Annotated in this window: 27 protein-coding genes; 2 read left to right on the top strand and 25 right to left on the bottom strand. The window is 57.2% G+C overall.

Annotated elements, in window-relative coordinates; translation table 11 throughout:
• Positions 1-10: 10 nt before the first annotated feature.
• From ACR3FB_RS18440 to ACR3FB_RS18420, 5 genes are read right to left on the bottom strand one after another with little or no spacing between them, the layout of a single operon-like run.
• Positions 11-760 (bottom strand): SDR family oxidoreductase, encoded by a 750-nt coding sequence (locus tag ACR3FB_RS18440; RefSeq protein ID WP_480566560.1) that lies wholly within the window; start codon positions 758-760, stop codon positions 11-13.
• A 7-nt stretch (positions 761-767) separates the two neighbouring features.
• Positions 768-890, bottom strand: a complete 123-nt coding sequence (locus tag ACR3FB_RS18435; protein WP_480566926.1) for an L-rhamnose mutarotase — start codon at positions 888-890, stop codon at positions 768-770.
• Positions 887-1,099 carry an L-rhamnose mutarotase gene (locus ACR3FB_RS18430; protein WP_480566558.1) on the bottom strand — a complete coding sequence of 71 codons (213 nt, stop codon included), beginning with the start codon at positions 1,097-1,099 and terminating at the stop codon, positions 887-889. The genes ACR3FB_RS18435 and ACR3FB_RS18430 overlap by 4 nt, the downstream gene beginning before the upstream one ends.
• The gene (locus ACR3FB_RS18425; protein WP_480566556.1) at positions 1,096-2,205 is read right to left on the bottom strand and encodes a mandelate racemase/muconate lactonizing enzyme family protein; all 1,110 of its coding nucleotides are present in this window, start codon (positions 2,203-2,205) and stop codon (positions 1,096-1,098) included. The genes ACR3FB_RS18430 and ACR3FB_RS18425 overlap by 4 nt, the downstream gene beginning before the upstream one ends.
• A 6-nt stretch (positions 2,206-2,211) precedes the next feature.
• Positions 2,212-2,985: an ATP-binding cassette domain-containing protein gene (locus ACR3FB_RS18420; RefSeq protein WP_480566554.1), complete on the bottom strand. Its 774-nt coding sequence runs from the start codon at positions 2,983-2,985 to the stop codon at positions 2,212-2,214.
• Positions 2,986-3,181: 196 nt separating this feature from the next.
• Between ACR3FB_RS18420 and ACR3FB_RS18415 the strand changes: the two genes are divergently transcribed.
• Positions 3,182-3,964, top strand: a complete 783-nt coding sequence (locus ACR3FB_RS18415; protein ID WP_480566552.1) for an IclR family transcriptional regulator — start codon at positions 3,182-3,184, stop codon at positions 3,962-3,964.
• Positions 3,965-4,065: 101 nt separating this feature from the next.
• On the opposite strand, the gene ACR3FB_RS18410 is transcribed toward ACR3FB_RS18415, so the two are convergent.
• From ACR3FB_RS18410 to ACR3FB_RS18335, 16 genes are all read right to left on the bottom strand, one after another.
• Positions 4,066-4,944 carry a DMT family transporter gene (locus ACR3FB_RS18410; RefSeq protein WP_480566550.1) on the bottom strand — a complete coding sequence of 293 codons (879 nt, stop codon included), beginning with the start codon at positions 4,942-4,944 and terminating at the stop codon, positions 4,066-4,068.
• Positions 4,941-5,660 (bottom strand): TfuA-like protein, encoded by a 720-nt coding sequence (locus ACR3FB_RS18405; RefSeq protein ID WP_480566548.1) that lies wholly within the window; start codon positions 5,658-5,660, stop codon positions 4,941-4,943. Before ACR3FB_RS18405 ends, ACR3FB_RS18410 begins: the two co-directional genes overlap by 4 nt.
• Positions 5,657-6,850, bottom strand: coding sequence for a YcaO-like family protein (locus ACR3FB_RS18400; RefSeq protein ID WP_480566546.1), 1,194 nt, complete (start codon positions 6,848-6,850; stop codon positions 5,657-5,659). The genes ACR3FB_RS18405 and ACR3FB_RS18400 overlap by 4 nt, the downstream gene beginning before the upstream one ends.
• 121 nt (positions 6,851-6,971) lie before the next feature.
• Positions 6,972-7,340 carry a hypothetical protein gene (locus ACR3FB_RS18395; RefSeq protein WP_480566544.1) on the bottom strand — a complete coding sequence of 123 codons (369 nt, stop codon included), beginning with the start codon at positions 7,338-7,340 and terminating at the stop codon, positions 6,972-6,974.
• 582 nt (positions 7,341-7,922) lie between these two features.
• Positions 7,923-8,852, bottom strand: coding sequence for a lysophospholipid acyltransferase family protein (locus tag ACR3FB_RS18390; RefSeq protein ID WP_480566853.1), 930 nt, complete (start codon positions 8,850-8,852; stop codon positions 7,923-7,925).
• Positions 8,849-9,256: a universal stress protein gene (locus tag ACR3FB_RS18385; RefSeq protein WP_425085729.1), complete on the bottom strand. Its 408-nt coding sequence runs from the start codon at positions 9,254-9,256 to the stop codon at positions 8,849-8,851. The genes ACR3FB_RS18390 and ACR3FB_RS18385 overlap by 4 nt, the downstream gene beginning before the upstream one ends.
• Before the next feature lie 71 nt (positions 9,257-9,327).
• Entirely contained in the window at positions 9,328-10,338 is a 1,011-nt protein-coding gene (locus ACR3FB_RS18380) for an Ldh family oxidoreductase (protein WP_480566542.1), read from the bottom strand.
• A gap of 48 nt (positions 10,339-10,386) precedes the next feature.
• On the bottom strand, positions 10,387-11,568 hold the full coding sequence (locus tag ACR3FB_RS18375) for a UxaA family hydrolase (RefSeq protein WP_480566540.1): 1,182 nt from the start codon (positions 11,566-11,568) through the stop codon (positions 10,387-10,389).
• A 12-nt stretch (positions 11,569-11,580) separates the two neighbouring features.
• A complete protein-coding gene (locus ACR3FB_RS18370; protein WP_170378184.1) occupies positions 11,581-11,871 on the bottom strand; it encodes a UxaA family hydrolase in 291 nt (96 codons plus the stop codon).
• Positions 11,872-11,882: 11 nt separating this feature from the next.
• Positions 11,883-12,863 carry a zinc-dependent alcohol dehydrogenase gene (locus tag ACR3FB_RS18365; RefSeq protein ID WP_480566538.1) on the bottom strand — a complete coding sequence of 327 codons (981 nt, stop codon included), beginning with the start codon at positions 12,861-12,863 and terminating at the stop codon, positions 11,883-11,885.
• A complete protein-coding gene (locus tag ACR3FB_RS18360) occupies positions 12,860-13,582 on the bottom strand; it encodes an SDR family NAD(P)-dependent oxidoreductase (RefSeq protein ID WP_425085733.1) in 723 nt (240 codons plus the stop codon). Before ACR3FB_RS18360 ends, ACR3FB_RS18365 begins: the two co-directional genes overlap by 4 nt.
• 41 nt (positions 13,583-13,623) lie before the next feature.
• Positions 13,624-14,931, bottom strand: a complete 1,308-nt coding sequence (gene hisD, locus ACR3FB_RS18355; protein ID WP_170549840.1) for a histidinol dehydrogenase — start codon at positions 14,929-14,931, stop codon at positions 13,624-13,626.
• 10 nt (positions 14,932-14,941) lie between these two features.
• Positions 14,942-16,270, bottom strand: coding sequence for a TRAP transporter large permease (locus tag ACR3FB_RS18350; RefSeq protein WP_170378176.1), 1,329 nt, complete (start codon positions 16,268-16,270; stop codon positions 14,942-14,944).
• An 11-nt stretch (positions 16,271-16,281) separates the two neighbouring features.
• Entirely contained in the window at positions 16,282-16,797 is a 516-nt protein-coding gene (locus ACR3FB_RS18345) for a TRAP transporter small permease (protein WP_480566535.1), read from the bottom strand.
• 115 nt (positions 16,798-16,912) lie between these two features.
• Entirely contained in the window at positions 16,913-18,058 is a 1,146-nt protein-coding gene (locus ACR3FB_RS18340) for a TRAP transporter substrate-binding protein (RefSeq protein WP_480566533.1), read from the bottom strand.
• A 26-nt stretch (positions 18,059-18,084) separates the two neighbouring features.
• Positions 18,085-18,267: a hypothetical protein gene (locus ACR3FB_RS18335; RefSeq protein WP_170467628.1), complete on the bottom strand. Its 183-nt coding sequence runs from the start codon at positions 18,265-18,267 to the stop codon at positions 18,085-18,087.
• A gap of 152 nt (positions 18,268-18,419) precedes the next feature.
• Here ACR3FB_RS18335 and ACR3FB_RS18330 point away from each other — a divergent pair, with 152 nt between their 5' ends.
• Positions 18,420-19,466: a LacI family DNA-binding transcriptional regulator gene (locus ACR3FB_RS18330; protein WP_425085735.1), complete on the top strand. Its 1,047-nt coding sequence runs from the start codon at positions 18,420-18,422 to the stop codon at positions 19,464-19,466.
• 92 nt (positions 19,467-19,558) lie between these two features.
• On the opposite strand, the gene ACR3FB_RS18325 is transcribed toward ACR3FB_RS18330, so the two are convergent.
• The 4 genes from ACR3FB_RS18325 to ACR3FB_RS18310 are packed head-to-tail and all read right to left on the bottom strand — an operon-like array spanning position 19,559 to position 24,670.
• A complete protein-coding gene (locus tag ACR3FB_RS18325; RefSeq protein WP_170689178.1) occupies positions 19,559-20,503 on the bottom strand; it encodes an ABC transporter substrate-binding protein in 945 nt (314 codons plus the stop codon).
• A gap of 41 nt (positions 20,504-20,544) precedes the next feature.
• The gene (locus ACR3FB_RS18320) at positions 20,545-21,552 is read right to left on the bottom strand and encodes an ABC transporter permease (RefSeq protein WP_480566531.1); all 1,008 of its coding nucleotides are present in this window, start codon (positions 21,550-21,552) and stop codon (positions 20,545-20,547) included.
• On the bottom strand, positions 21,549-23,075 hold the full coding sequence (locus ACR3FB_RS18315; protein ID WP_480566529.1) for a sugar ABC transporter ATP-binding protein: 1,527 nt from the start codon (positions 23,073-23,075) through the stop codon (positions 21,549-21,551). The genes ACR3FB_RS18320 and ACR3FB_RS18315 overlap by 4 nt, the downstream gene beginning before the upstream one ends.
• Positions 23,076-23,116: 41 nt before the next feature.
• Complete coding sequence (locus tag ACR3FB_RS18310) at positions 23,117-24,670, bottom strand: UxaA family hydrolase (protein WP_425085737.1); 1,554 nt, start codon at positions 24,668-24,670, stop codon at positions 23,117-23,119.
• Positions 24,671-24,701: the final 31 nt, after the last annotated feature.

The following is a 24,701-nucleotide window of genomic DNA, read 5'->3' as shown; positions in this document are numbered from 1 at the left end:
ATCTCCCTGATCAAACGGTCCAGCCGCCATCGATGGCGAAGGTCTGTCCGGTGGTGAACGCGGTCTCATCGCTGCCCAGATAGACGGCCAAGGCGGCAACCTCATCTGCGTGACCGATACGGCCCATGGGCTGGCGCGCGATGAAGTCTTTCATCGCCTGCTGGTAGTCACCGGTCGCGCGTAGGCGGTCGTGCAGACTGGGGCTGTCGACGGTGCCGGGGCAGATCGCGTTGCAGCGGATGCTCTGCGTGATGAAGTCAGCGGCGATGGACTTGGTCAGGCCAATCACGGCCGCTTTGGACGCGCAATACGAGAAACGGTTCGGCACGCCTTTTATCGACGAGGCGACCGAGGACATGTTGATGATCGAGCCACCGCCATTCTCCAACATGCCGGGCAGAACCAGCTTGGCTAGCCGGTACATCGCCTTGACGTTCAGATCAAAACTGAAATCCCACTGGTCATCGTCGCATTCAAGGATCGAACCAGCGCCAACGAACCCTGCACAGTTGAACAAAACGTCCAGCGCTCCGGCGGTCGCAACCACCTCGGCCACGGCGTCCGCATCGGTGACGTCCAGCTTCAGAGCCGTGACACCCTCGATCGCAGTCAGTTCCGCAAGCGTTGCATCATTGATATCGCAGGCAATCACCTGCGCGCCTTCGGCCACGTATTTCTCGACGCTGGCGCGGCCAATGCCTTGCCCCGCGGCAGTTATCAGTGCTTTCTTTCCGGCCAGACGGCCCTGTGGTTTGGTCATGTCGTCCTCAATCCGTATGGAATACTTCAATCATGGGTGCCCATTGCTCACCTTCGGCGCGGCTGGGCAGAGGGTTTTGGCAAGGGTCGGTGAAACTCCACCATTCTTGCGTTTTGGGGTCTTGCGCTATTCGGCCATATCCCCTTCGAAATCGGTGCCGCGATAATCCCAGTACCCAAACAGCAGATTCTCGGTTTCACGCAAAAAGATCGTGTAGTTGCGGATATTGCTTTTGACGATCTGAGCCAGCGCATCCGGCCAGAAGGCAGCGTGCAGACGTTTGTATCCGCCTAGCTTTTCGGGCCTCGCCCCGATCACCATGCCCATACGTTGCATCATGCGCCCCCCCTGATCTCAATCGGCGTGGACTGGGCAGTGATTGCCTGCCAGTCCCACGCGATACCAGGCCCGGGCGCATCTGACGGAAAGGCAAGCCCATCCTCAATGCGTATCGCGTCCGTCGTAATGCTGTCGAGCTGTGGGATGTATTCCAGCCACTTTGCATTTGGCACCGCGCAGACCAGTGGCAGGTGCAGTTCCATCAAAAAATGCGGGCAGACCATGACGTTATACGCCTCGGCCAGATGCGCCACTTTCAGCCATGGGGTAATGCCTCCGATCCGCGCTACATCAACCTGCACAATACTGGCCGCGCCCGCGTGGAGATATTCTTTGAACTGGCTCAGCGAGTACATGCTTTCGCCGACGGCTATCGGCATCGAAGTCCGGCGCGACAGCTCGGCGTGGCCTGCGACGTCATCCGCGGGCAAAGGCTCCTCGAACCAGCCGATATTGTAGTCTTCCAAAACCTGAGCTCGGCGGATCGCTTCGGACAGGGTAAAGCCCTGATTGCCATCGGTTAGGATTTCATATCCCGGCCCAACCGCTTCACGCACAGCGGCCAATCGGGCGGCATCCTCGCTCAGGTGGTCTCGCCCGATCTTGATTTTCGAGCCGCGGAACCCCTGCCCCTGCATCGCCAGCGCGTCATCGACCAATGCCTGTGTCTCCAGATGCAGCCAACCGCCCTCGGTCGAATAGAGCGGGATGCGATCCCGCGATCCCCCCGCGGCTTTCCACAGCGGCAGCCCTTGTTTGCGGCAGCGCAAATCCCAAAGAGCGGTATCAATCGCGGCCAAAGCAAGCGACGTAATCGCCCCCACCGCCGTCGCATGTGTCAGGAACAACAGATCGCGCCAGATGCCTTCGATCCGGTCCGCATCACGCCCGATCAGAGCGGGCGCCAGCGTTTTTTCAAACAGCGCCATAACCGACGGGCCGCCGGTACCGTTGGTATAGCAATAGCCCACGCCCTGTGCCCCGTCGCTGTCGGTCAAGGTAACAATGGGCGTTTCCTGACTAACAAAGGACTGGATTGCATCGACCCGTTTCACCTTTGGGATCAAGTCGATCATGCGCAATTCGATATGGGTGATGGTGGCCATGTTTGCTTACCTGCTCAGTGCCTCGCCGGTGCCCGCGTCGAAGACGTGGCATTTGTCTAGAACAAGGTGGAACGGCAGCGTCTCACCGGGATGCAACGGGCGTGGGTTGAACATCTTGGCCTGAACCTCGACCCCCGCCAGATCGGCAAACATAAAGGTTTCGATTCCCAACGGTTCTTCCAGTGCAACCGGGAGCTCCAGATCGACCAAAGCGCCCTTTTCCTCGACCGCGTGGCCGACCTGCATGAGATTGTCGGCGCGGTGGCCGAATTGAACCACATGTCCCGCGCTTACATGGTCGCGCGTCGAGGCCGGGACCGGAACCGTGAGCGTATCCCTTAGAACGATGCGGTCAGCCAGCGTCATCGCTTCGACCTGATCGTGGGTCACATAGACGATGGTATTGGCGACGCGCCGGCGCTGACCTCCGGACAGTTCTGCCGGTTTGTCGTCCATCAATACGTCCGGCCCAGCGATCGCTGCGACCTCGGTCACGACCTTGGTGATCTCAGCCTCGGGGCGCCTGGCGATCTGCAGCGTGAAGCCCAGATTCTCGCGCATGGTCACATGCGGGTAGAGCGCACAGTTCTGGAACATCATCGAGTTGTTGCTTTCACGCGGAGGCAGGTCGTTGACCACGCGGCTGCCGATGGAAATCTCACCATCGGAGATATCTTCGAGCCCCGTGATCATACGCCAAGTCGTGTATTTTCCGCAGTTCTGGGGAACGATCCCCAGTTCGATTCGACATGCGCTGTACCTGCGGTCAGAATGGCGCAAATTTCAAGCAAGTTACTAATTTTACAAGACGATTTCATAACTTGCTTATCCCTAGATTCTATTTTGGCGACTCTCCCACATCGCCGTTGTTCGTATGTAAAACAGTTATTCATTTATAAATCAACATTGACATCTACTGCGCATTCAAGTCACTTTACCCACGCATTCGCCCACAAGCGCGAATTGGGAGGAATACGTGTCGGCAACTTCAGAGAAATATCGTGCCCCTGCCCTAGAGAAGGGTTTGGACATCATCGAGTTTCTATCGCTGCATGCCGACGGGCTGGCGCAAGGTGACATTGCGCGCGCTCTGGACCGGTCCCAGAGCGAGATTTACCGGATGTTGTCCACACTGGTGCGACGCGGCTATGTGATCCGGTCGTCTGACGATGATCTCTATTCGCTCAGCCTGAAAATGTTTGCGATTTCACAAAGGTATCCTCCAGTCGAGCGGTTGCTTGAGATGGCGACACCTAAAATGCGAGCCGCTACGCGAAAGGCCTGGCAATCCTGCCATATGGGTATGGAGAGCAATGGAGACATAGTTGTTGTCGCCTCGATCGCCTCGCCCGGGAACTGGGGCTTGGCGTTGCGCGTCGGAACCGTGATTGGCCTTGGGAATACCGGCACCGGCCGTGTTCTTGCCGCATTTCGCAGTGACGCCGACCTTGACGACCTGCTGGACAATCACAGGCTTGCGCAAGGTGAGCCGGAATTGGACGTCGTTGAATTCAAGGAACATGTCGCCCGCATACGCGAGTGGGGTTACGAGCAAATGCCATCAGCCACAGCGGTTGGGGTGACGAACCTCGCCTACCCTGTGCTGGACCACGAAGGGCAGGCAATCAGTGTTGTGAACTGCCCATTTTTGGAAAGGATCGATCAGCTTGAAGTTCCGGGAATCGAAGACGTGCACCAACTCTACAAATCGCTGGCGGAAGAATTGACCGATTTCTATACGGGCAAGTCGCAAGCCTGACCTACAAGTCACTTGTCACAAAGGGATAAGGTCAAGCAAGCTAGTCCATGTCCGTTCTGATCCATGTGCGAAGAGGCTGTTTTCGCCAAAAATTCGTATCTCTAGACAAGAGTTGCGTCCTCTTTGGTTTTGTTGGCCAAAAGACCACCAACTGTGATGAGACCAGCGCCAATCCAGCCCCACAAATCGGGTAGGGTATTCCAAATCAAATACCCGAAGAAGACCGCCCAGAGCATTCCGGAATACTCAATCGAGGCCAGTTTGCTAATCGGCGAGAAGGAACATGCCGATGTTCTGAAACACACACACAAAGCGCCACAAACACCCAACAAACTAACGAGCCAGAGGTCGGAAAAGCCTGGAGTGTAGTTCCCATAGGGAACCAAAACAGCGGCTGTGGCAAAGACCATGAGATACTCATATCCAGCGATTGCTTCCGGTGTATCCCGTCTTGAAAGGGCACGCGCCGTGATTAAGCCGAGTGCGCTACACAACGCCGCCGCCAATGGAAAAAAGGCTGCCAAGTTAAGACCTAGGCCCGGCGGGCGTATTAAAAGTAAAGCGCCCATAGCGCCTGAAGCCAGAGCAAGTAGTTGTGGAAGCCCGGGATGTTCTCGAAACACAAGTGAAGACAAGACCATCGAAAAGATAGGCGCGACCATGAAAATCATGGTCACTTCGGCAAGCGGCAAATTTTGAAGGCCGGAAATGAAAAAGTACATTGTGCCTAGGGTCAGCAATCCCCTGGCCATCAATAGTGGCCATCTTGGTGAGGCCAATGATCTCCAGTTTCGAGGCGCGACGAACACAAGGAAAAACACAAGGCCAAAGGCGCTTTCAAACAAGATGATCTGAAGACCGGAATACGTCTCGGATAGCACCTTGGCGACCGCGTCCATCGCAGACATAAAAAACACGCCAAGCGCAAAGTAAGCTGGACCATTGGCGTAGAGTTGCGATGGTTTGAGACGGGCGATCATGACGTGAGCTGATCAAATATCGACGTTCGTTCCAGCCGAAAGCGCGCAGTGAACGGACCAGGTGTGTCGCGTAGAAATGCGTTCATAGACTTAAGCATTTCGATCGCATCAATTTTCTTCAGATTGACCGTATTGTTCTCAAGCCATCGTTCAAGCCGAAGCAATTCATCGGGTTGCACATAGTGCTGTTCGCCGAGGTGCAGCATATGTTTGTAGGAGCGGTTGGAGAAATACTCTTGATCCATAAGATTCAGGAGCTTATCGGCCGTTTCTTGGGAAACAACTTTATTTTCCGAAGCAACTTCAAGTGTTGCTCTGATGTTTACAAGCGGCTCTGACAGCGACGGGTATTTCAGTTCGGCAGGCCCGTGATTCAAGGCAACCTCGTCATCGCGCGTCAATAGACCGTCGCGGTATTCCTCAAAGATGCGACCGACCCCTTTCATACCAAAACTATGCAGTTCCGCCGCCCGCAACGCGCCCATGCTGGAGCTGCCGAATACATGCACACCCTGGTCAAGCGCCCAGAGTATTTCCTTGTGCAACACAGACGGTGTGAACTGAAAATAGCCGTCAATTATTCCTATGGCGCGTGGCTTTCGCGACACCGCATTCAATACATCCCCCTGAGCCGCCGGCGGCAGATACTCAGCCGCCAATATCTGTTTGGCTTCACTTTCGTGAATGGTGGGGCCGCAGAAAACAAAAACGGTCATTGCATTAACTCTGATGCGTTTTTTGCACGTAAGCCTGGCGTATAGCGCGGGTCGTCATGCGGCCCTTCCAGACCGGGGACGAGCACCCGTACAACTGCGATGTGATCGGAGACGTAGTCGGCTGTAATGTCGATGAAGCAGGCACTTTCCAGTCCAGCTGCAGTCAATCGCGATTTGAGCCAAACAAGATCTCCTTCGGGAGACTTGCTTTCATACGACTGTCTGGAGGCAAAACTCAGGCATCCAGGTCGGGCAATCGTTTCTTGGAACTTCATCTCAGAGTAGTAGTCCGAGTGCAGATCATCACGCGCGCCTGTGATCAATGTCAGCCGTTCCTGCGCAGCTTCTGTAAGGGCGCGAGAGAGTGCGATCTGCCGACACGGGTGGCACCCTGCGCCGACAGATGGGCGCGAGAGAAGTACCGGCACTTTTCCGTTTTCACATGCCCATACCAAGTAGGCGGGCACGCCGATCTCCGTCGTCACGTCCCAAATCGCCAAACTTATGTCGGCGTCTTTGAACTTGCGTAGGGTCTGGCACAAACCGAGATCTTCTATAGTCCGTTGGTCAATCCGACGTGCATCTCGTTCCGGCCACGGCAAACGCGACCATAGCGCAACAGCATCCCGTTCGATCACCTCGCACAAGCCGTGTATCTTTGCCTCGGAAAGTGAGTTCCCCGAGGCCAGACCGTTCGAACTCGATAGGAAGAACCCGCTCCCGGGTGGCAGAGGGCGTGTGTAGTTTGTGTGAACCAATTCGTAGGGAACCCACACATTTCCGGAACCCGTCAATAGTTGCATTTCAATCCAGAGGTTCGGCGCGAAAGGATCAAACTCCAACTCATTGCTCAGCGGCAACTGATCAACTGGCAAAACGTTGTGTGTGTATCTGATATCTTCAAGGCTCGCGAGTATGACCGGAGCCACAATGCGTTCCGCGTGGAAAATCTCGATGGACTCCATCACGGCAGAAGCGACCGCAGCGTCATTTGTCACGCCCTTCCCTTGAGAAATGGCCATTGATCGCGAGTTTGGCCTGCATACGACGGTTGTCGGTAGCCCAACACGATCAAGCCCCGTGACATCCGCTATACGCGTAATGCCAAAAACCGGAAACAGGTCCCGCAATAGCTCAACCGTCTGCTTGGGCGAGCGAATGCGATGTGTCCCATCAAAATATTGTTTCAAACCAAGTTCTCACGCGACTGGGAACAACCTATCAGTGCGCGCAATGACGATTCATACTGCGCGACACGAATGTTGGCTCAAAGGCTTGAGCCAACATTCATATTCGTTGCTTGGGCTGGTTTTAAGCAGTTGGTTGAATTTTCGCCCCGAATTGGGCCGGATCAATCTTTGCTCCCAGCTGAGATGGGTCAATTTTGGCTCCGTGCTGGCCGGGGTCAATCTTGGCGCCAATTTGGCCTGGATCGATCTTGGCCCCGATTTGGCCCGGATCAATCTTTGCACCTAGCTGAGACGGGTCAATTTTAGCTCCATGCTGACCGGGGTCAATCTTGGCGCCGACCTGCGAAGGGTCACCGTGGCATACTTCTCCGGTAGTGATCGCAGATTGGCGATGTGCAGAATTGGTACCGGGCTGAGCAAAAACTCCGGATTGATCGATGGTGATCAAACGGCCATCAGGCGCACGAACAGTTCTTTTATTTTCAAACATTTAATTTCTCCCTTTGTTGGAATCTTCGTTCTAATTTGATTTGCACTTCAAGAACCAGAGCGCGCCTTTCACTAACATAGAATTTGCATGATCACCAAGGCGCATGACGGGCGCCATCCCAGATGAGTTGGAATGAGAACCTACGTTCAGGCCAATAGGAAAAGCATCGGTTTGACCAGTTTTGGTGTCTTTTGAAACCGCAAGCATTCATGAAGCAAAAGAAAAGCAGTTTTTTGACGTTCATTCTTTGCGTGACACCAACAAGCGCCATCAGCCAAAACCGAGTACTCAAACTTTTCTAGAAATGACCTAGTTCTCTAGCATTGGTAGCGGTCTGTTCAACTGCAAGTCGACTCGTTTTTAACACCACAAACAAAAACCAAAATGGTCTGCGGAGTCTGTTTGCTTGGTACTAGAGGTTTCGTTTGCAGCGCAAGCGCAGACCGCGATGTGAAACAAACTGCATGTCGTCCAAGCCCCGTGAACCAAACGTTTTCTGAAGGGCGCAATAAGCAGTAGTTTTAGGCACAAAACAGTCTCGCTTGCCCAAAACGCTCTCTTTTTGATTGGCCCTAAGGGAGATCAACGCCGACTGGTCAAAGAGACAGTGCGCCGTCTTAGAAACTCGAGTAGTTCCCGAGGATTGTTTGCCCGTTTTTCAATCTCGTCTCTCTCAATAGGGTCACCGACGATCGGGCGCTGGGGTTTATCCAAGGCATGCCGCACCTCGTACAAAAGCAACCCTTGGCGCAGCGTGGCGGAGACATTGCTGGCGATTTGATATGCGCGACTGTTGCGTCCTGGAAAGCGGATGGGGACAACTGTTGCCCCAGAGCGCCGGATCAACTTGGCTGTAAAGGGATTCCATTCGCGTTCGACTGCAGGCCCCCACCAACTGTCCGACGAGGCAACAACCCCGGAAGGGAATAGTGCGATCAACCCTCCGTTCGCAAGATGCTCCATTGCTTTTCGGCGCATCTCCAAGCTCTTTTCAAGAGCGTCGGGTTCATGATCGAAGGGGACCGGGATCATGAACTGGTCAATCTCAACGACACCCGTCAGCAGGGACCGCGTTAGAATTTTAAAGTCGGTTCGGACCTGACCGATCAGTTCCGCCAGGATCATGCCGTCGACAAGTCCGTGCGGGTGATTGGCGACAACCACTACGGGCCCTTTGCTCGGGATTTGACGAATTTCTTCATCGGGCGTTTGCAGCGCGATGCCCATCACCTTGAGGGCCTGCCCCCAGAAGGGTTGCCCAGAGGGTACGCCCATTGCCTCGAATTTTCGGATGCGACGCAACAAATGGAATTTGCTTGTCGCAAGCTCGATCGCTTTAATCGCCCTTCGCTGAACCGGGTTGCTGAATGTGGACGCATAAGACAAACGGCGTCGATCATAGGGCTGCTCGCTCAGGTTTGTTCCGTCGCTCTGGCCAAGCAGCAGCCGCGTCTCTTTTTCCGGGCGGCCAGTACCGGGTCTTTTGAGGGTCTGAGACCCCTTACCCCTCATCGAAGGATAAAGACGGAACACGGCGCGCGGCGTGAAATACGCGACGCCGTCGAGCCCAGAAGATAGTCCCGAACGCCGGGTTTGTGAGATCCGACTATAACCAAATCAACATGGTTTTCACGGGCATATTCCGCCACTTTCAGGCCCGGTTTGCCGGTGATGACTTCGGTCGAGATGTCGTCCGCGCCGCTCGCAAGGCGATCCAGTTCGTCCTTGATACGCGCTGTCAGGTGGTTCTCGGGTTTCGACTCCACGAATTCGGCGACGAAACCGGGTATGTCTTCCAGCACTGTCAGTAAGGTCATCCGGCCGTCTTCGGCAAGCAGACGCCGCCCGGCGGCGATTTTGTTGGCGACAACGCCTTCGTGGTCCAGAGCGACCGGGATGAGAATGTGCTTGTACATAGTCAGTTCCTTTGTCGATTTAGGGGGCGTTTGTGGCGGCCGTGCCGCGGGAAACGATCATCTTGGCGGCCTCAGACATTTGCGCGTGCGAGTTCGCGAGCCAGATCAAGATATTGACTGGGAACCGCTATGCCATGCGCCTGCGCGCGGCTGATCGAGTTTGCCCGCCGATCCCCCGGAAGCCGTGCGCCCTCGAGGCTTTCGATGGCCGTCAGCACCAATTCGAGACGATCAGTGAAGGCGACCAGATTGCTTGGGCTCATGGCAATAAGGAACTGTCCAGACCCCGGAGAAGGCCCCTCTGCGTTAAAAAACGAAGCCACGCCCAAGCTGGGGTTCGCACCGGTGAAAACCGACGCGGGAACCTCGACCATCAAGGCGAGGACGGTTCCTTTTGCCCCTCCGGCGGGGGCCATGGAACCAGCCAATGCGGCGGCTGGGTCGGTTGTGGGCTTGCCGTCTTTGTCAAAGGCCCAGTCCGGAGGGATGGGCTGGCCTGTCTTTTTAGCATGCATGACCTTGCCGCGCGCAACATGCGAAAGCGCCAAGTCAATTACCAGTGGCCGCGCGTCGCGTCGCGGGGCTGCAAAGGCGATGGGGTTGGTGCCAAAAACCGGGCTCGCGGCGCCCCAAGGGGCAATTGCTGGAGGGGCATTGGCAAACATCAAGCCTACAAGGCCCTCTGCGGCGAGCTTTTCGATCTGCACCGACAACGCCCCCGCGTGATGTGAGTTTTTGATCGACATCGTTGCAGTGCCGTATGAGCGCGCCACGCTGATGCCTTGCGAAATGGCGTGATCCAGCGCCGAGTACGCAAACCCGAAATCGGCGTCAGTGGAGATCGCGGTTTGACTGGTCAAGCGAGAAGCAATGCTTGCGTCCCGGTTTATCTTTCCGCTTCGCACCTGCGCGACATAGTCCCCAAGGCGCGAAAAACCGTGACCTGCTTGGCCTTCTGCTTCTGCCGCCACCAGCGCATTGGCGACGGACTCAGAGTGTTCCTTAGAAACCCCCTGAGCCATTAATGCACCCGAAACCAGGGCTTTTGCCTCGGAAAGGCTGATGTTTTCCATATGTGCCATGGTTTTATCTTTGGGTGGGGCGGTACCTTTGCGCCGCCCCTGCCAGATCTAGGCGCTGCGATAGAGCTTGGTCATCGAGAATTCGCGATGGCCAAGCGCTTCGGCGGCTGTGTTGCGGCCGTTGGCTGTGCGGCGGATCATGTCGATCAAGGCATCGCCCGCTTCGTCAATGGTCTGTTCCCGGCGCAGGATACCCGAAACGTCGACGTCCACGTGCTCGCCCATCGTGCGCACGGTCCGAGGGTTCGCGGTGATCTTGATAACCGGAACAATCGGGTTGCCCACCACATTGCCTTGACCCGTAGGGAAGGTGTGGATGACTGCGCCACCGGCTGCCATCAGGGTCACACATTCCGCCGCAGCCGAAGAACTGTCCATGAAGTACAGCCCCGCGCCCGAGCTTGGCGCTTCGGCGGCATCGAGGATGTCGATATATTGCGAGGTCCGACCGATCTTCTCGAGGTTGCCCAAGGCTTTTTCCTCAATCGTGGTCAAACCGCCTTCGATGTTGCCTTTGGTCGGCTGGGAGTCCGAAAGGTCATCGGTCTGATGCGCAAAGATCACGTCGTCCTGATAGGCTTTCCACATCTTGTACCATCGCTCGCCCACTTCTTCGTTGATCGCGCGTTTCTGGCAGATGTGCTCAGCGCCAGTGATTTCCGAAGTCTCGCCAAAAAAGCCGGTGATGCCTTCGGGTAGCAGCTTGTCGTACATATTGCCAACCGTCGGGCAGGACCCCAGACCGGTGGTGGTGTCGGATTCACCACATTTGGTCGAGATCCAAAGCTCGTTCAGCGCGCACTCTTCGCGCTGGTATTCCGAGGTCAGATGCACGAATTCCTTCGCGGCCCAGCTGGCCTGACGGATGGTTTCAAAGTCCCCTTTCTGCTCGATCGAGAATTCAGCGACCGGTTTGCCAGTTTCGCGAATGCCATCGGCAATCCGTTTGGTCCAACCGGGCTCAATGCCGATAACGACAACAGCGGCTACATTGGGGTTCGCCCCTGTTCCAATCATGGTCCGGAAGTGCAGTTCCAGATCCGCGCCAAACTGCAGGCGGCCATAAGCATGCGGGATGGCCAGTGTGCCTTTGACGTTATTGGCAACGGCTTCGCACGCCGCGTTCGAGATATCGTCGACCGGTAGGATAACCACGTGGTTTCGAACGCCGACACGGCCATTCTCACGACGGTAAGCATGCACAGACATATTTTTATAATCGAGTGCCATGAAGAGGGCTCCTTACCAGCGCTTCGTTTTGCAGTTGTGGGTGTGGACGTGGCCACCCTTGGGAATGTCCGCAATGATCTTGCCGATGTCCTCGCCGTATTTGATCGCGGTATCACCGTCCTTGAAGTCTTTCAGCGCGATCTTGTGGCCGATCGGCACATCAGCGCCCGATGTCAGGCGGAAGGTCGAATTGTCATGGGTTACGCAGACCAGCATATCGGTGCCGGCCGTCAGGCCCTCGACCACGACAACACCGACATTGTCGGCATGTTCGTGGACGAGCAAGTGGGGGATTTCAGCCATTTGTAGTCTCCTCAGGCGTCAGGTTTTAGAATGATTTTCGGGGCCGCGACGCGCCCTGCTAGAATGTCCTCGAAGGCATGCGCGCCATCTGACAACGGGCGGCTTTCTACCCAATCCAGCGCGCCCAGCCTGCCCTCGAACATGGCGGCGGCGGTGTCGCGGAAATCCTTTGCGGTATAGGTGTAGGTGCCAATGAAGGTGATTTCCTGCAGCGTCATGCGACGTACATCCAGACCGCCTGTGTCTTCACCCAAGCCGATATGCAGAACCACACCTCCGGGCTTGGCAGCTGCAGAAGCAGCTGCCCTTGTTGCCGCAAATCCAACAGCGTCGACAACAACAGGGAATTCGCCCTGAACCTCCTTGGCGACCTGCATTCCGCAGGTGGCGGAGAGGTATTCTCGGCGGATGTCATTTCTCTCGACGATTACAACTTCCTCAAAGTCCATCGCTTGCAGTGACAAAGCGGCGGCCACTCCAATTGCGCCGCCACCAATGACAAGCGCTTGGCGCGGTTCCGATGGATGCAGCGCCTCAACGCCAAGCCGGGCCGCATGCCAGCCGACCGCGATGGGTTCGGCAAGTGCTGCTTTGGCCAGCGACACATCATCAGGAACAGTGACCAGATTGGCTTCGGGGATCCGCACAAGCTCGGCGAAAGCGCCCTCGCGCGGCGGCATCGAGATGATCTGCCGCGTCGGACACAGGTTTTCACGTCCGGAAACACAGGCCGGACAGGCACCGCAATTGACCAGAGGGTTGATCGTCACACGCTCACCTGCGCGGGGTCCGTCAACGATGGTGCCAGCCGCCTCGTGCCCAAGGATAAGAGGGGCTGGGCGGCGGTTGTCGTGACCCAGATAGGCATGCATGTCCGAGCCACAGATACCCACGCTTTCCACCCGGATCAGCGCCTCGCCCAACTGTGGGGTTGGGTCCCTGGTCTCTTCGTAAGACAGGGCTTTAACGTCTGTATAAACAAGAGCTTTCATTTGGCGGTGAACCCTCCATCCAGCATCAGGATTTGACCGGTCACGTAGCGAGAGGCTTCTGAACACAGAAAGAGCAGAGGCCCATCGAGATCTCCGAGCGCCCCGTTGCGGCCAATGCAAGTTTGAGCTGCGTTACGTTCGGCGCGTTCGGGATCAGCAAAGACCGCCGCAGTCAGTTCGGTCTCAAAAAAGCCCGGGCCAATCGCATTTGTGTTGATCCCCGCGGACGACCACGCCTCGGCCATGGCGCGGGTCATCTGGGCCACGCCACCCTTTGAAGCGCCGTAGGGAAGTCCGTTTGGAAAGGCGCGGAAGGATTGTAGCGAGGCAAAGTTGACGATCCGCCCCCAGCCTTTTTCCTTCATGGCCGGAACAAAAGCCTGGCTCAGGAAAAAGGGGGCAGACAAGTTGACCGCGAGGGTCGCGTTCCAAATATCTGGTGACAGGTCCTCGGCTGGCAGTCTGGGGTTGAGGCCCGCAGCATGAACAAGAATATCCGGCGCGCCGAACGGAGCAGCTATTTCGTGCACCAGCTCCGGTTGGTTTTCAAGATCGGCCACATCGCCCGCGACGACGGCAACGTTTCCGCCCATCTCATCGGCCCAGCTTGCCAAGGCGTCGGCGCGGCGGGCAACGCCCACCACCTTTGCGCCAGAGTTTGCCAAGATCGTTGCCGCTTGTTGTCCGAGGCCAGAGCTGGCCCCGGTCACAACGGCCACGCGGCCGTCAACGCTGAATAATCGAGAGGAAGACAAGTGTTCTAGCCTTGCGCCGTCAGGTTGAATTCTTCGTCTGGGAAGTACTTCTTCAGGCGTATGTCAGCCGTGCGAGCGTGGCCTTCCATGCCCTCGAGGCGCGCAATTCGTGCGGTCGCTTCAGCGACGGGCTTGGCACCTTCACGGGTCGCGCGCTGCCAAGTCACGATTTTCATGTACTTGTGCACACTCAGGCCACCTGTGTAGCTGGCCGCCCCAGAGGTCGGCAGGACGTGGTTCGTACCGGCCGCCTTGTCGCCAAAGGCCACGGTGGTTTCTTCGCCCAAGAACAGCGAGCCATAGCAGCTGAGGCGATCCAACCACCACTCCAGATCTTCCGCCTGAACCGTCAGGTGTTCGGGTGCATAAGCATCGGAAGTTGCGGCCATTTCCTCACGATCCGCGCAAAGGATGACCTCTGCGTAATCGCGCCAGGCGGCGGTGGCATTGTCGCGGTTCACTTCTGGCAGATCGGCAATCAGCTCTGGCACCAGCCGCATGACTTCTTCAGCCAGCGCGCGGTCATCGGTGACCAGCCAAACCGGTGAGTTATAGCCATGCTCAGCCTGACCCACGAGATCGGCTGCAACCACCATCGGATCCGCTGTTTTGTCGGCCAGTATCAGGCTGTCGGTCGGGCCAGCAATCATGTCGATGCCGACACGGCCAAACAGCATCCGCTTCGCTTCAGCCACGAATTGGTTCCCCGGGCCCACGAGAATATTGGCCTTGGGCAAGCCAAACAGGCCAAACGTCATCGCTGCAACGCCCTGAACACCGCCCATGGCCAGGATTTTATCTGCACCACAGATATGCGCCGCATAGATGATAGCAGGCGCAATACCCACGTCGGGACGTGGTGGAGAACACGCGACGATGTGCTTACAACCGGCAACTTTCGCCGTGGTGACAGTCATGATCGCGCTTGCGATATGGCTATACCGCCCGCCGGGCACATAGCAGCCTGCAGCATCCACCGGGATTGCCTTCTGCCCCGCGATAAAGCCAGGAACGACCTCAGTTTCAAAGTCTTTGACCGTGCCCAATTGCGCCTCGGCGAACTTCTTGACGTTGGCATGGCTGAACTGGATGTCCTGCTTCAGCTTCTCGGGCACGAGGGCCGACGCAGCCTCAATGGCCTCAGGCGACAACAGAATTTCGCCATCGTAATTGTCGAACTTCCGGGCGTAGGCCATGGCTGCCTCATCCCCGCCGGCCTCAATTTCATCAAGAATGTCGCGGACGATTTTCTTGGTTTCCGAAGCATCGCTTTTCGAGGTCAGCGTCGCTTTTTTGAGATATTCTCTCGGCATTGATTGCTTCCTATTTGTAAATATCTGGCAGAAGAACGGTCGAGATCGTCGGCACGTAAGCGATGAACAGGGTGACGATCAGCATGAACAGGACGAACGGAATGGCGCGATAAGCGATCTTCAGGATCGACTCGCCCGTTATTCCTGCGACCACGAAAAGGTTCAGCCCCAAGGGTGGCGTGATAAAACCAACGCCCAAAGCTGTGATCATCATGATGCAGAACTGGATCTCGTTCATGCCGATGTCATCCGCCAGAGGCTTCAGGATCGGCGCGAGGATCACGATGTTCGGCGTGGTCTCCATCACGCAGCCCGCTGCGATCAGGATGCCGACCATCATCAGGATAAGGACAAGTGGTTCGTCACTGACCGAGGTGGCGGCTGCCACAAAGCCTTGCGGGACACCGATGATGGCCAGTGCTTCGGCCAAGGGGGCCGAAAAGGCGATGATTGGCAGAATGACCCCGTTCACCTTGGCTGAACTGACCAGCATCGCGGGAAAATCGCTCAGGCTCAGAGTGCGCAGGATGAACCCCATGACGATCGTCACCACCACGGCTGTAGCGCCTGCTTCGGTCGGCGTCAGACGACCTGAAAAGATGCCGTAGAAGATGATGCCGGGCACCAGAAAGGCATACCAACCGGACTTCAGGGCTTTGCCTAGCCGCGAGAAGTATTCGCCCATGCTGATGTTGCCACCACCTTCCCAGCCCTTGAGGCGGTTCATGATGATGTTGGTGGCAAGAATGGACAGAAGGATCGCGATGCCGGGGATCAGAGCGGCCAGGAACAGTGTCGAGGCAGAAATCCCCAAAACAAGGCCGATGATGATATAGGCGATCGATGGCGGGATAAGGATACCGGTACAGGCACCAGCCGCAACAAGAGCGCAGGCATAAGGCCGGGGGTAGCCGGATTCGACCAGTCGGTCGATCGTCATGCGGCCAACAGCTGCTGCCCCTGCGGCGTCCGAGCCCGAAATCGCGGCGAACATACCGCAGACAAGCACCGTGGCTGATCCAAAGCCACCCTTGGCGAATTGTGTTAGTGCCTCGGCCACATCAAGAAATTTTCGACTGAGCCCGGTTCTGACTAGGACGTCGCCCGTTAAGATAAACAGCGGCACAGCCGTCAGCGCGAAAAAGTCTATGCCAGAGAACAGCTTTTCCCCGACGAGGCTCAAAGGCAGAGCCCCGGACCAGACAAGCATCAGGATCGCGGCCGAACCGATGGCGGCCCAGACGGGAACGGCAAGCGCTACAAGGACGACGAACAGGATGACCGGGCCATAAAAATCCCAGCCGAGGACAACGGATTGATCGAGTTGGTTCCAAAGCATGTCCAGCCCCCTCAGTCGAACAGTTTGTCACCTTCGTAGACGGGGCGACCCGCACGAAGGTCCGCGATGTCGCGGAGGATGGATTGGAAGAGGCGAAGCAGAACCAGTGCGAAACCGATTGGAACGGCCATCAGGAACCAGACGCGGCTGATGCGCAGACCGTCTGTCACAGATCCAAATTTTGCGGAAACGTGGACTGTTTCATACGAGTAGTAGAGCGCCACGATTGACACGGCTACCATTACAAAATCGCCGAAGAGATACAGCAGCGCTTTAATCCGAGGGCTAACGTAATGCATGATCACGTCAATGCGGATATGGCCGCGTTCACGAACCGCAGCGGCCGCGCCGATCCAGGCGAGGTAGATGAACGAGTACCGGACGATTTCCTCGCCCCAGATCGAGGAATAGGACAACAGCTCGCGCCGAAGCACTTCGATGAACATCGTCGCCACCAGCATCGTGTAGAACACGAGCAGCAGCCAGCGCTCGGCATTCCGGTTCAGTTCTTGCAGTATTCTTTGCATGCAATCCTCCCGTTCACCGGCACCTCAAAGGCAGCCGGCAGCCGGATTTCCAAGTTGTCGTCAGATTTGTGGGGCGGCCAGTAACTATGCCGCCCCTGAAACGCGACGAGGCGTATCAAGCATCGTGGACGTAGTAGCGCCCTTTCGTGCCAGCCGCTTCTTCCAGCTTGGCAAAGTTGTCCATGGAACCGGCCAGCTCGACCTTGAACTCGTCCCAATCGGACAGTTGGTACCCACCAGCGGCTTTCCATTCCGCCAGCTGATCCTCGCTGAGGCTGTGGAACTCAACACCTGCTTTGCGCAGTTCCGCCATTGCGTAGGTGCGTGCAGATGGAACCTTGGCCAGATTCTGATGCGAGGTCAGTTCGCCCGCGAACTCGATGCCTTCCTGCACATCTGCGGGTAGCGAGTTGAACCATTCCAGATTCATCGAGTAAATCTGGCTGTCCGGCACTGCCTGGGTAAAGGTGACATGGCTCAGGATGTCCTTGAAGCCAAACACAAAGAGCGCGCCAACCGACGGATCCAGAGCATCTGCCACGCCCTGCTTGATCGCCGAAGGCGTTTCGCCCCAGGCCACCGGCGTCGGGTTCGCGCCGACCATGCGATAGTATTGCTGCAGCATCTTTGAGCCGGGCACGCGGAACTTGACCCCCGCCATGTCGCCAGGCGTGATCACGGCGTTGCCGCCCTTGCGCACTGCCACAACGCGCGGGTCGATATTGATGTAGAAAAGCGCCTTGAAACCTGCGGCTTCGATCTTGGGGTGTACTTCGGCTTTCCACGCATCCGAGGTCACTAGGTTGGTGAAGCGCTGGTTCGAGCCGCAGAAATAGGGCATGTTGATAAGGTCAGCCGCGCTCGCATAGGGAGCGAAATTCGACAGGGAATGCTGCGCACATTGGATGGTGCCAGCCTGCACTGCTTGCACCAGGGCGCCACCGGCCCCCAGCTGACCACCCGGTGCCAGCTTGACATAGACCTTGCCATTGGTGGCGTTCTGGATGTTCTCCTTCAGGTCCAGCTGCATGATCGGATAGCTGCGCGATGCACCCAGGACATACGCTGTCGCAAGGGTCATCGTGAATTCCGCTGCCTCCTCGCGTTCACGCTCTTCCTTGGCGGTTTGTGCCGCAGCCTCGGTAGACCACAAGGTCCCCGCAGCCCCTGCAACCAACGCTGCGGTGAAGCTACCGCTTCCTGCCAGCTTCAAGAAGTTCCGGCGTGAAGCCGAAGCCAATTCCTGCTTTTCACGATCCATGTTTTCCTCCCTATGGGTCATGTCATTTATTGTTTTTTTGATTGTGCGGCCGCCTCTTTCCTTAGCGTGACGACAACGAATGCGAGCGATGCCGCGAACAGCAACACCATCTCTCCTACGTCGCCCAGGAATTGGCCGTAGCCAAATGCGCCCGCGACGACGTTGATCAGGAACGCCAGAAAAAGCGCAATGGCCGCAAATATGAACATTGCCAAACCTCCTCCTCTCCGATTCGAAGCCACTGTAAGCGCTTACATTTTGCATTGCAAGCGCTTACACTGTATCTAAACGGGCACGCCAGTTGACCCCACATTCCGAAGGGCGCAAATGGAGCGCCAAAGCCACGAGTGTATTTAGGTAGATGACGAAGGCACCATTTCCAGACGAGCCAAGCCGGACGTCACCGACACTGGAAGACGTTGCGCAAAGCGCAGGCGTTTCAACGGCCACAGTTTCGAGGTGCCTCAACAATCCCAAAATGGTATCCGAGAAAACGCGCGAGAGGGTCCTCAGCGCGGTCAAAACACTTGGCTATACACCGAATTTCGGGGCTCAGGCTCTTGCCGCCAAGCGCACCAGAACCTTTGGGGCAATTATCCCGACGATGGAAAACGCCATCTTCGCACGTGGCCTCCAAGCCTTTCAGGAAGAGCTTCAGAGGCATGGCATAACCCTGCTCGTCGCCAGCTCTTCATATAACCCTGAGCTTGAAGAAGAGCAGATCCGCAGCCTCGTGGCGCGCGGTGCGGATGCGCTGTTGCTGATTGGCTTTGACCGGACCCCACAGGTTTACGATTTCCTTAAGAAACAACGGATCCCGTGTGTGGTCGCCTGGGTTTATGATCCCAGCCAATCGCAACTGTCCATCGGGTTCGACAACCGAAGCGCGATGCAGGCGCTGACCGAGCAGGTACTCGACTTGGGACATCGCGCCATTGCCTTTGTCACTGCGGAGCGGGACGGCAACGACAGAGCTCGGTTGCGCTGTGAGGGCGTAGAACAAGCGATGCTGTCTCGGAAACTTGATGCCGGTAACCTGCACGTGATCGAAACGCCCTACTCGATCGACAACGGAGCCCGCGCCCTTGAGGCGGCGATGGAATTGGACCCGAGACCGACTGCAATCCTTTGCGGCAACGATGTTCTTGCCGCTGGTGCTCTCAGGCAGGCCCGGAAGATGGGCCTCGAAGTACCGAGAGATGTCTCCATCACCGGGTTTGATGACATTGAAATAGCAGAGATCGTAACTCCGGCCCTGACAACTGTTCATGTTCCGCATCGAAACATGGGCAAAGGCGCCGCTCGTATGCTGGTCGCTTTGCGCAAAGGTGAGGATGCGGGGTCAAGTGTACAGCTCGAAGCCACGACAAAGATACGCGAGTCACTCGGGCCTGCACCCCAGGCCTAGGACACATGGCCACTAGTTGACCCGAGCTACCTCTAAGGCATCCGGCCCACCCAGTAAGGGCAGGCCGTACAGGTTTTCGTGAGTGGATGGTCTTAGTCGTACAGAACGGCCGAGATTTTCGGGTCGTCGATATTCGAGGCATCGTAGTAGTAGAAGCCCGTGTCGATCAGGGTCGGTACTTCTTCACCGTTCAGGGCCGAAACGGCAGCTTTGACGGTTTCATAGCCGATACCAACGGGGTTCTGCGTGATCGCACCAGCCATCAGACCGCTTTTGATCGCGTCTTTCTGCGCCTTGCCACTGTCGTAGCCGATGATGACCAGACCTTCAGTGCCGAGTTCCTGAACGCCATTCACAACACCAATGGCTGAACCTTCGTTGGTGCCGAAGATACCATTCAGATCCGGGTTTGCAGTCAGGATTGCCTTGGTCACCTCGGTCGATTTCAGGTGATCGCCCTGACCGTATTGAACCGTGACGACTTCGATGTCCGGATATTTCTCAGCGATGCGGTTTACGAACCCGTCGCGGCGGTCGATCCCTGTGCGGCTGGTCTGGTCATGCGCCACAACGGCAACCTTACCCTTGCCGCCAATCTTCTCGGCCATCTTGTCCGCTGCCAGACCGGCCGCTGCAAGGTTGTCCGTGGTTGCGGTCGAAAGCGGGATGTCGCTGTCGACGCCACTGTCAAAGGCGATGATTGGAATGCCTTTGTCATTGGCCTGTTTCAGCAGCGGGATCGCCGCTTGGCTGTCCAGCGCGGCAAAGCCGATGGCTTTGGGATTATTGGCCAGGGCTGCTGCCAGCATGTCGATCTGACGGTCCACCATAGTTTCGTTGTCCGGGCCTTCGAAGGTGATGGTGACGTCAAACTCATCCGCTGCTTGCTCTGCGCCGGACTTCACCGCCTGCCAGAACTGGTGCTGGAAGCCTTTGGACACCAGCGGGATATAGATTTCTTCGGCAGCCGCCATCGAGGCGGGACCTGCCAGGGTAGCGGCACTCAGCGCCCCCAGAATGAAACGACGTGAAAACATGTTTTCTCCTCCACAGTTGGTCGTTTTCTATTTTGTTATTCTCAGCCGGACTTCTTGCGCCGTGCCATGTCGGCATAGACCGCCAGAATAATGATCGCGCCGGTGACAACGGTCTGCCACTCCTGCGCGACAGACAGGACACGCAGCCCGTTGGTCAGAACCGCCATGATCAAGGCGCCGATCAATGTGCCCAGGATCGTGCCGCGACCGCCCGAGAGCGATGTGCCACCGATGACAACGGCCGCGATGGCCTCCAGCTCGTACCCAAGGCCCAAGGCAGGCTGTGCCGAGTTCAGACGCGAGGCGATTAGAATGCCGCCAATGCCGCAGATCGCTCCGGCCAGCGCATAGATGCGGATCTTCCACATATCGGTGTTGACACCGGACAGGCGCACCGCCTCTTCGTTCGACCCCAGCGCAAAGGTATAGCGGCCCAGAACTGTGCGGCTCAGGATATAAGAGGCGGCGATGGCGACGATGAACAGGATCAGCACGCCATTGGGGATGGGCAGCGCTGGGAAGACCTCTCCGATCAGCGACCCGCGCGAGATCTGGTCAAAGCCCGGCGTGTCATTGAAGTAGATTGGTCGCGTCCCCGAGATCACCAGCGAGAGCCCCTTCAGGATCAGCATCATGCCGAGTGTGGCGATGAAGGGTGGGATTTTCATCTTGGCGACGAAGGTCCCCGAACACAGGCCACAGAACGCACCCGCCGCGATTGCGGCCGCGACACCCAATAGCAACGGCATGCCCATATAGGTCAGCACCACCCCCGCGATCACCGCGCAAAAGGTCATCAACGTGCCCACCGACAGGTCGATCCCGCCGGTGATGATCACCAAAGTCGCAGCAACCGCCAGTACACCGTTGACCGAGGTCGCCTGCAAAATCGCAATCATGTTCGAGGTTTGCATGAAGTTCGGCGACGCGATCGAAAAGCCGATCAGCAACGCGATCAAGCTCGCGAAGGCCAGCATTTTCTGGTAGGCGCCGCTTTCCGACAAACCCCCGAGGGGTTTTTTCTTGTCGATATCCGTAGCTGTGGTCATTGAATTGTCCCCGTTACCTGCATCGCCGCAGCGCGTTGCGTGGCCAGATGCATGATGTCTTCTTGTGTGGTGTCTTTTCCGCCGGGCAGAATGCCGGTCAGCCGGCCTTCGCACATCACGGCGATGCGGTGGCTGAGGCGCATGATCTCGGGCAATTCGGACGAGATCACGATGATCGTCTTGCCCTGCTCTGCCAGCTCCTCAAGCAGTTTGTAGATTTCGGATTTTGCACCGACGTCGATGCCCCGTGTGGGTTCATCGAAGATCAGGATATCGCAATCGCGCAGCAGCCATTTGGCGATGACCACCTTTTGCTGATTACCGCCGGACAGCAGCCGAACCTCTTGCACATCTGATGGCGTCCGAATGCCCAGCTGCGCGATGTAGCCTTTGGCGGTGGTGCTGATTTCACTGTCGTTCAGAACGCCGCCTGCGCTTGTGAAAAGATCCATCGAGGCCAGCGCGATATTGTCCCGCACATTCATCCCCGTGGCGAGGCCGAAATGTTTGCGATCCTCAGATAGATACCCGACCCCGGCCTTCACCGCGTCAGTCGGCGACTTGATCGAGACCACGTGACCATGCACTCGGATTTCACCGGCATCTTTTGGATCAGCGCCAAAGATTGCCCGCGCGACCTCGGTTCGGCCAGCGCCCATTAGTCCGGCAAAGCCGAGTATCTCGCCTTTCTGAACCGAAAAGCTGACATCTTGGATTTCTTTGCTGCGGCTCAAGCCTGTAACTTGCAGCGAAACCTCAGCATCGCCCAGATCGGGCACGTCCAGAGGTTCCTCATTCACCTCACGCCCCACCATCATTGCGATGATCTGGCTGATCGGGGTCTCTGCGGCACCCACCGTGCCGACATATTCCCCGTCGCGCATGACCGTGACCCGATCCGAGATCTGCTTCAGCTCATCCATTTTGTGGCTTATATAAACGATACCCACACCCTCAGACTTGAGGCGGCGGATGATCACGAACAACTCGGCGATCTCGGCGTCATTCAGGGCGGCAGTCGGCTCGTCCATGATCAGAGCTTTCGACCGGAAGGACAAAGCCTTGGCGATCTCGACCATCTGCTGTTTTGCAATGGTGAGGCTGCCGACCAGCGCCTTGGGGTCGAGGTTCAGGTTCATCGAGGCGAAGATCTCGGCCGTTTGCGCATTCAGCGCGGCTTCGTCCAGACGACCAAAGCTTTTGCGCGGTTCGCGTCCGATGAAGATATTCTGCGCGACGGTCAGGTCATTCATCAGGCTCAGTTCCTGATGGATGATGCCGATGCCCAGATCCTGCGCCTCACGCGGGGTGGTTGGGCTGACAGATCGCCCCTCGATCACCAGATCGCCGCCGTCACGCTGATAGATGCCCGAGAGAATCTTCATCAGCGTGCTTTTCCCGGCACCGTTCTCGCCCATCAGCGCGTGAACTTCACCCGGAAACAGATCGAACTGCACGGATTTCAGCGCATGCACACCGGGGAAGTGCTTATCAATCCCCGTCATGTCGACCAGTTTCGTCATTTCTCCTCCCATTCTGCCCCTCTCCCCAAGGGCGGTGCGGCTTACATCACCGCGCCGATTTGCCAGGGGACGAACTCCACGCCCCCAAAGCCAAGTTCTTCACTTTTGGTTTTCTCGCCTGAGGCGACACGGATCAGGATTTCGAACAGCTCTTCGCCTTTGGCTTCGATGCCGACGCCATCGGTGACGATGTCGCCGCAGTTCAGATCCATGTCGTCTGCCATCCGGGCATACATTTCCGAGTTGGTCGCCAATTTGATGCAGGGTGTTGGCTGATAACCCGACACCGAACCACGCCCGGTGGTGAACACGATCAGGTTTGCGCCTGAGGCCACCTGCCCTGTAACCGAGCATGGATCAAATCCGGGGCTGTCCATGAAGACGAATCCGTGTTTGTCCACCTTCTCGCCGAACTTATAAACATCGCGGAGCGGGGCCGTGCCGCCTTTGGCGACAGCGCCCAGCGATTTCTCCAGAATGGTCGTCAGCCCGCCGCGCTTGTTGCCGGGGCTTGGGTTGTTGTCCATTTCGCCGCCATTGCGCTCGGTGTAGTCTTCCCACCAGTGGATGCGCTCTATGAGCTTTTCGCCCACTTCGATGGTCTCGGCCCGGCAGGTCAAAAGATGCTCCGCCCCATAGATCTCGGACGTCTCGGACAGGATCGTCGTTCCGCCGTGGCGCACCAGCAGGTCTGAGGCATACCCAAGGGCTGGATTGGCCGTGATCCCGGAATACCCGTCCGATCCGCCGCATTGCATCCCAACGGTGATTGCGCTGATTGGTGCCGGCGCGCGCTCGGCTTGATTGGCCAGCTCGGCTATTCCCCGCAGCTCATCCAAACCGCGTTCGATCGTGCGGCGTGTACCACCCTCGTTCTGAATGGTCATGTAGCGCAACGCGCCGTCTGACCGGATCGGGCGTCCTCCGACAAGGTCTGCGACCTGCATGACCTCGCATCCCAGTCCGATCAGCAGGATTCCTCCGAAATTCGGGTGCTGCGCGTAACCAGCCAGTGTGCGGAACAAGGTGGCGTAGCCTTCGTCCTTGCCGGACATGCCGCAGCCCGTGCCATGCACAATCGGCACCACCCCATCGACATTGGGGAAATCATCCAGCAGCCCGGACTTTTCGGCCGCCTCTGCAATGAACCTTGCAACCGAGCCCGAGCAATTCACACTGGTCAGGATGCCGATATAGTTGCGGGTCCCTACCCGACCGTCGGCACGGTGATACCCGTCAAACGTCCGATCTGCAGTCAGCGCCGGCAGCGGAGCATTGGCGCTGGCATGCGCATAGTCCTGCTGATGCGCGCCCATTCCCAGATTGTGGACATGGATGTGATCCCCGGGTGCGATGTCGTTTTTGGCCTGACCGATGATCTGGCCGTAGCGGATGACATTTTCGCCAGCCCGAATCGGCATCGTCGCAATCTTGTGCCCGCGGGCCACTTGCGAGGTCAGAGGTGTCGGCACATGTGTCGGCTGCTCGCCCGCCTGCAAGTCACGCAGGGCAATAACAATATTGTCATCAGGGTTCAGCTGAACCACGTCCCGCGCAGCCTTTTCCAGAACATTTGTGCCGTCGTGTGCTTGCATCACTTCCCCGCTTGCTTGGCCCATGTTGCTA

The organism is Ruegeria sp. AO1, from assembly GCF_056535985.1.
Note: the sequence above shows the minus strand (reverse complement) of the source record. Positions and strands in the feature narration are given on the sequence as shown.

Coding starts and splice junctions, on each gene's coding strand:
- ACR3FB_RS18440 (WP_480566560.1), bottom strand. CDS start 760: ATGACCAAACCACAGGGCCGTCTGGCCGGAAAGAAAGCACTGATAACT.
- ACR3FB_RS18430 (WP_480566558.1), bottom strand. CDS start 1,099: ATGATGCAACGTATGGGCATGGTGATCGGGGCGAGGCCCGAAAAGCTA.
- ACR3FB_RS18425 (WP_480566556.1), bottom strand. CDS start 2,205: ATGGCCACCATCACCCATATCGAATTGCGCATGATCGACTTGATCCCA.
- ACR3FB_RS18410 (WP_480566550.1), bottom strand. CDS start 4,944: ATGATCGCCCGTCTCAAACCATCGCAACTCTACGCCAATGGTCCAGCT.
- ACR3FB_RS18405 (WP_480566548.1), bottom strand. CDS start 5,660: ATGACCGTTTTTGTTTTCTGCGGCCCCACCATTCACGAAAGTGAAGCC.
- ACR3FB_RS18395 (WP_480566544.1), bottom strand. CDS start 7,340: ATGTTTGAAAATAAAAGAACTGTTCGTGCGCCTGATGGCCGTTTGATC.
- ACR3FB_RS18390 (WP_480566853.1), bottom strand. CDS start 8,852: ATGAGGGGTAAGGGGTCTCAGACCCTCAAAAGACCCGGTACTGGCCGC.
- ACR3FB_RS18385 (WP_425085729.1), bottom strand. CDS start 9,256: ATGTACAAGCACATTCTCATCCCGGTCGCTCTGGACCACGAAGGCGTT.
- ACR3FB_RS18380 (WP_480566542.1), bottom strand. CDS start 10,338: ATGGCACATATGGAAAACATCAGCCTTTCCGAGGCAAAAGCCCTGGTT.
- ACR3FB_RS18375 (WP_480566540.1), bottom strand. CDS start 11,568: ATGGCACTCGATTATAAAAATATGTCTGTGCATGCTTACCGTCGTGAG.
- ACR3FB_RS18370 (WP_170378184.1), bottom strand. CDS start 11,871: ATGGCTGAAATCCCCCACTTGCTCGTCCACGAACATGCCGACAATGTC.
- ACR3FB_RS18365 (WP_480566538.1), bottom strand. CDS start 12,863: ATGAAAGCTCTTGTTTATACAGACGTTAAAGCCCTGTCTTACGAAGAG.
- hisD (WP_170549840.1), bottom strand. CDS start 14,931: ATGCCGAGAGAATATCTCAAAAAAGCGACGCTGACCTCGAAAAGCGAT.
- ACR3FB_RS18350 (WP_170378176.1), bottom strand. CDS start 16,270: ATGCTTTGGAACCAACTCGATCAATCCGTTGTCCTCGGCTGGGATTTT.
- ACR3FB_RS18345 (WP_480566535.1), bottom strand. CDS start 16,797: ATGCAAAGAATACTGCAAGAACTGAACCGGAATGCCGAGCGCTGGCTG.
- ACR3FB_RS18340 (WP_480566533.1), bottom strand. CDS start 18,058: ATGGATCGTGAAAAGCAGGAATTGGCTTCGGCTTCACGCCGGAACTTC.
- ACR3FB_RS18335 (WP_170467628.1), bottom strand. CDS start 18,267: ATGTTCATATTTGCGGCCATTGCGCTTTTTCTGGCGTTCCTGATCAAC.
- ACR3FB_RS18330 (WP_425085735.1), top strand. CDS start 18,420: ATGACGAAGGCACCATTTCCAGACGAGCCAAGCCGGACGTCACCGACA.
- ACR3FB_RS18325 (WP_170689178.1), bottom strand. CDS start 20,503: ATGTTTTCACGTCGTTTCATTCTGGGGGCGCTGAGTGCCGCTACCCTG.
- ACR3FB_RS18320 (WP_480566531.1), bottom strand. CDS start 21,552: ATGACCACAGCTACGGATATCGACAAGAAAAAACCCCTCGGGGGTTTG.
- ACR3FB_RS18315 (WP_480566529.1), bottom strand. CDS start 23,075: ATGACGAAACTGGTCGACATGACGGGGATTGATAAGCACTTCCCCGGT.
- ACR3FB_RS18310 (WP_425085737.1), bottom strand. CDS start 24,670: ATGCAAGCACACGACGGCACAAATGTTCTGGAAAAGGCTGCGCGGGAC.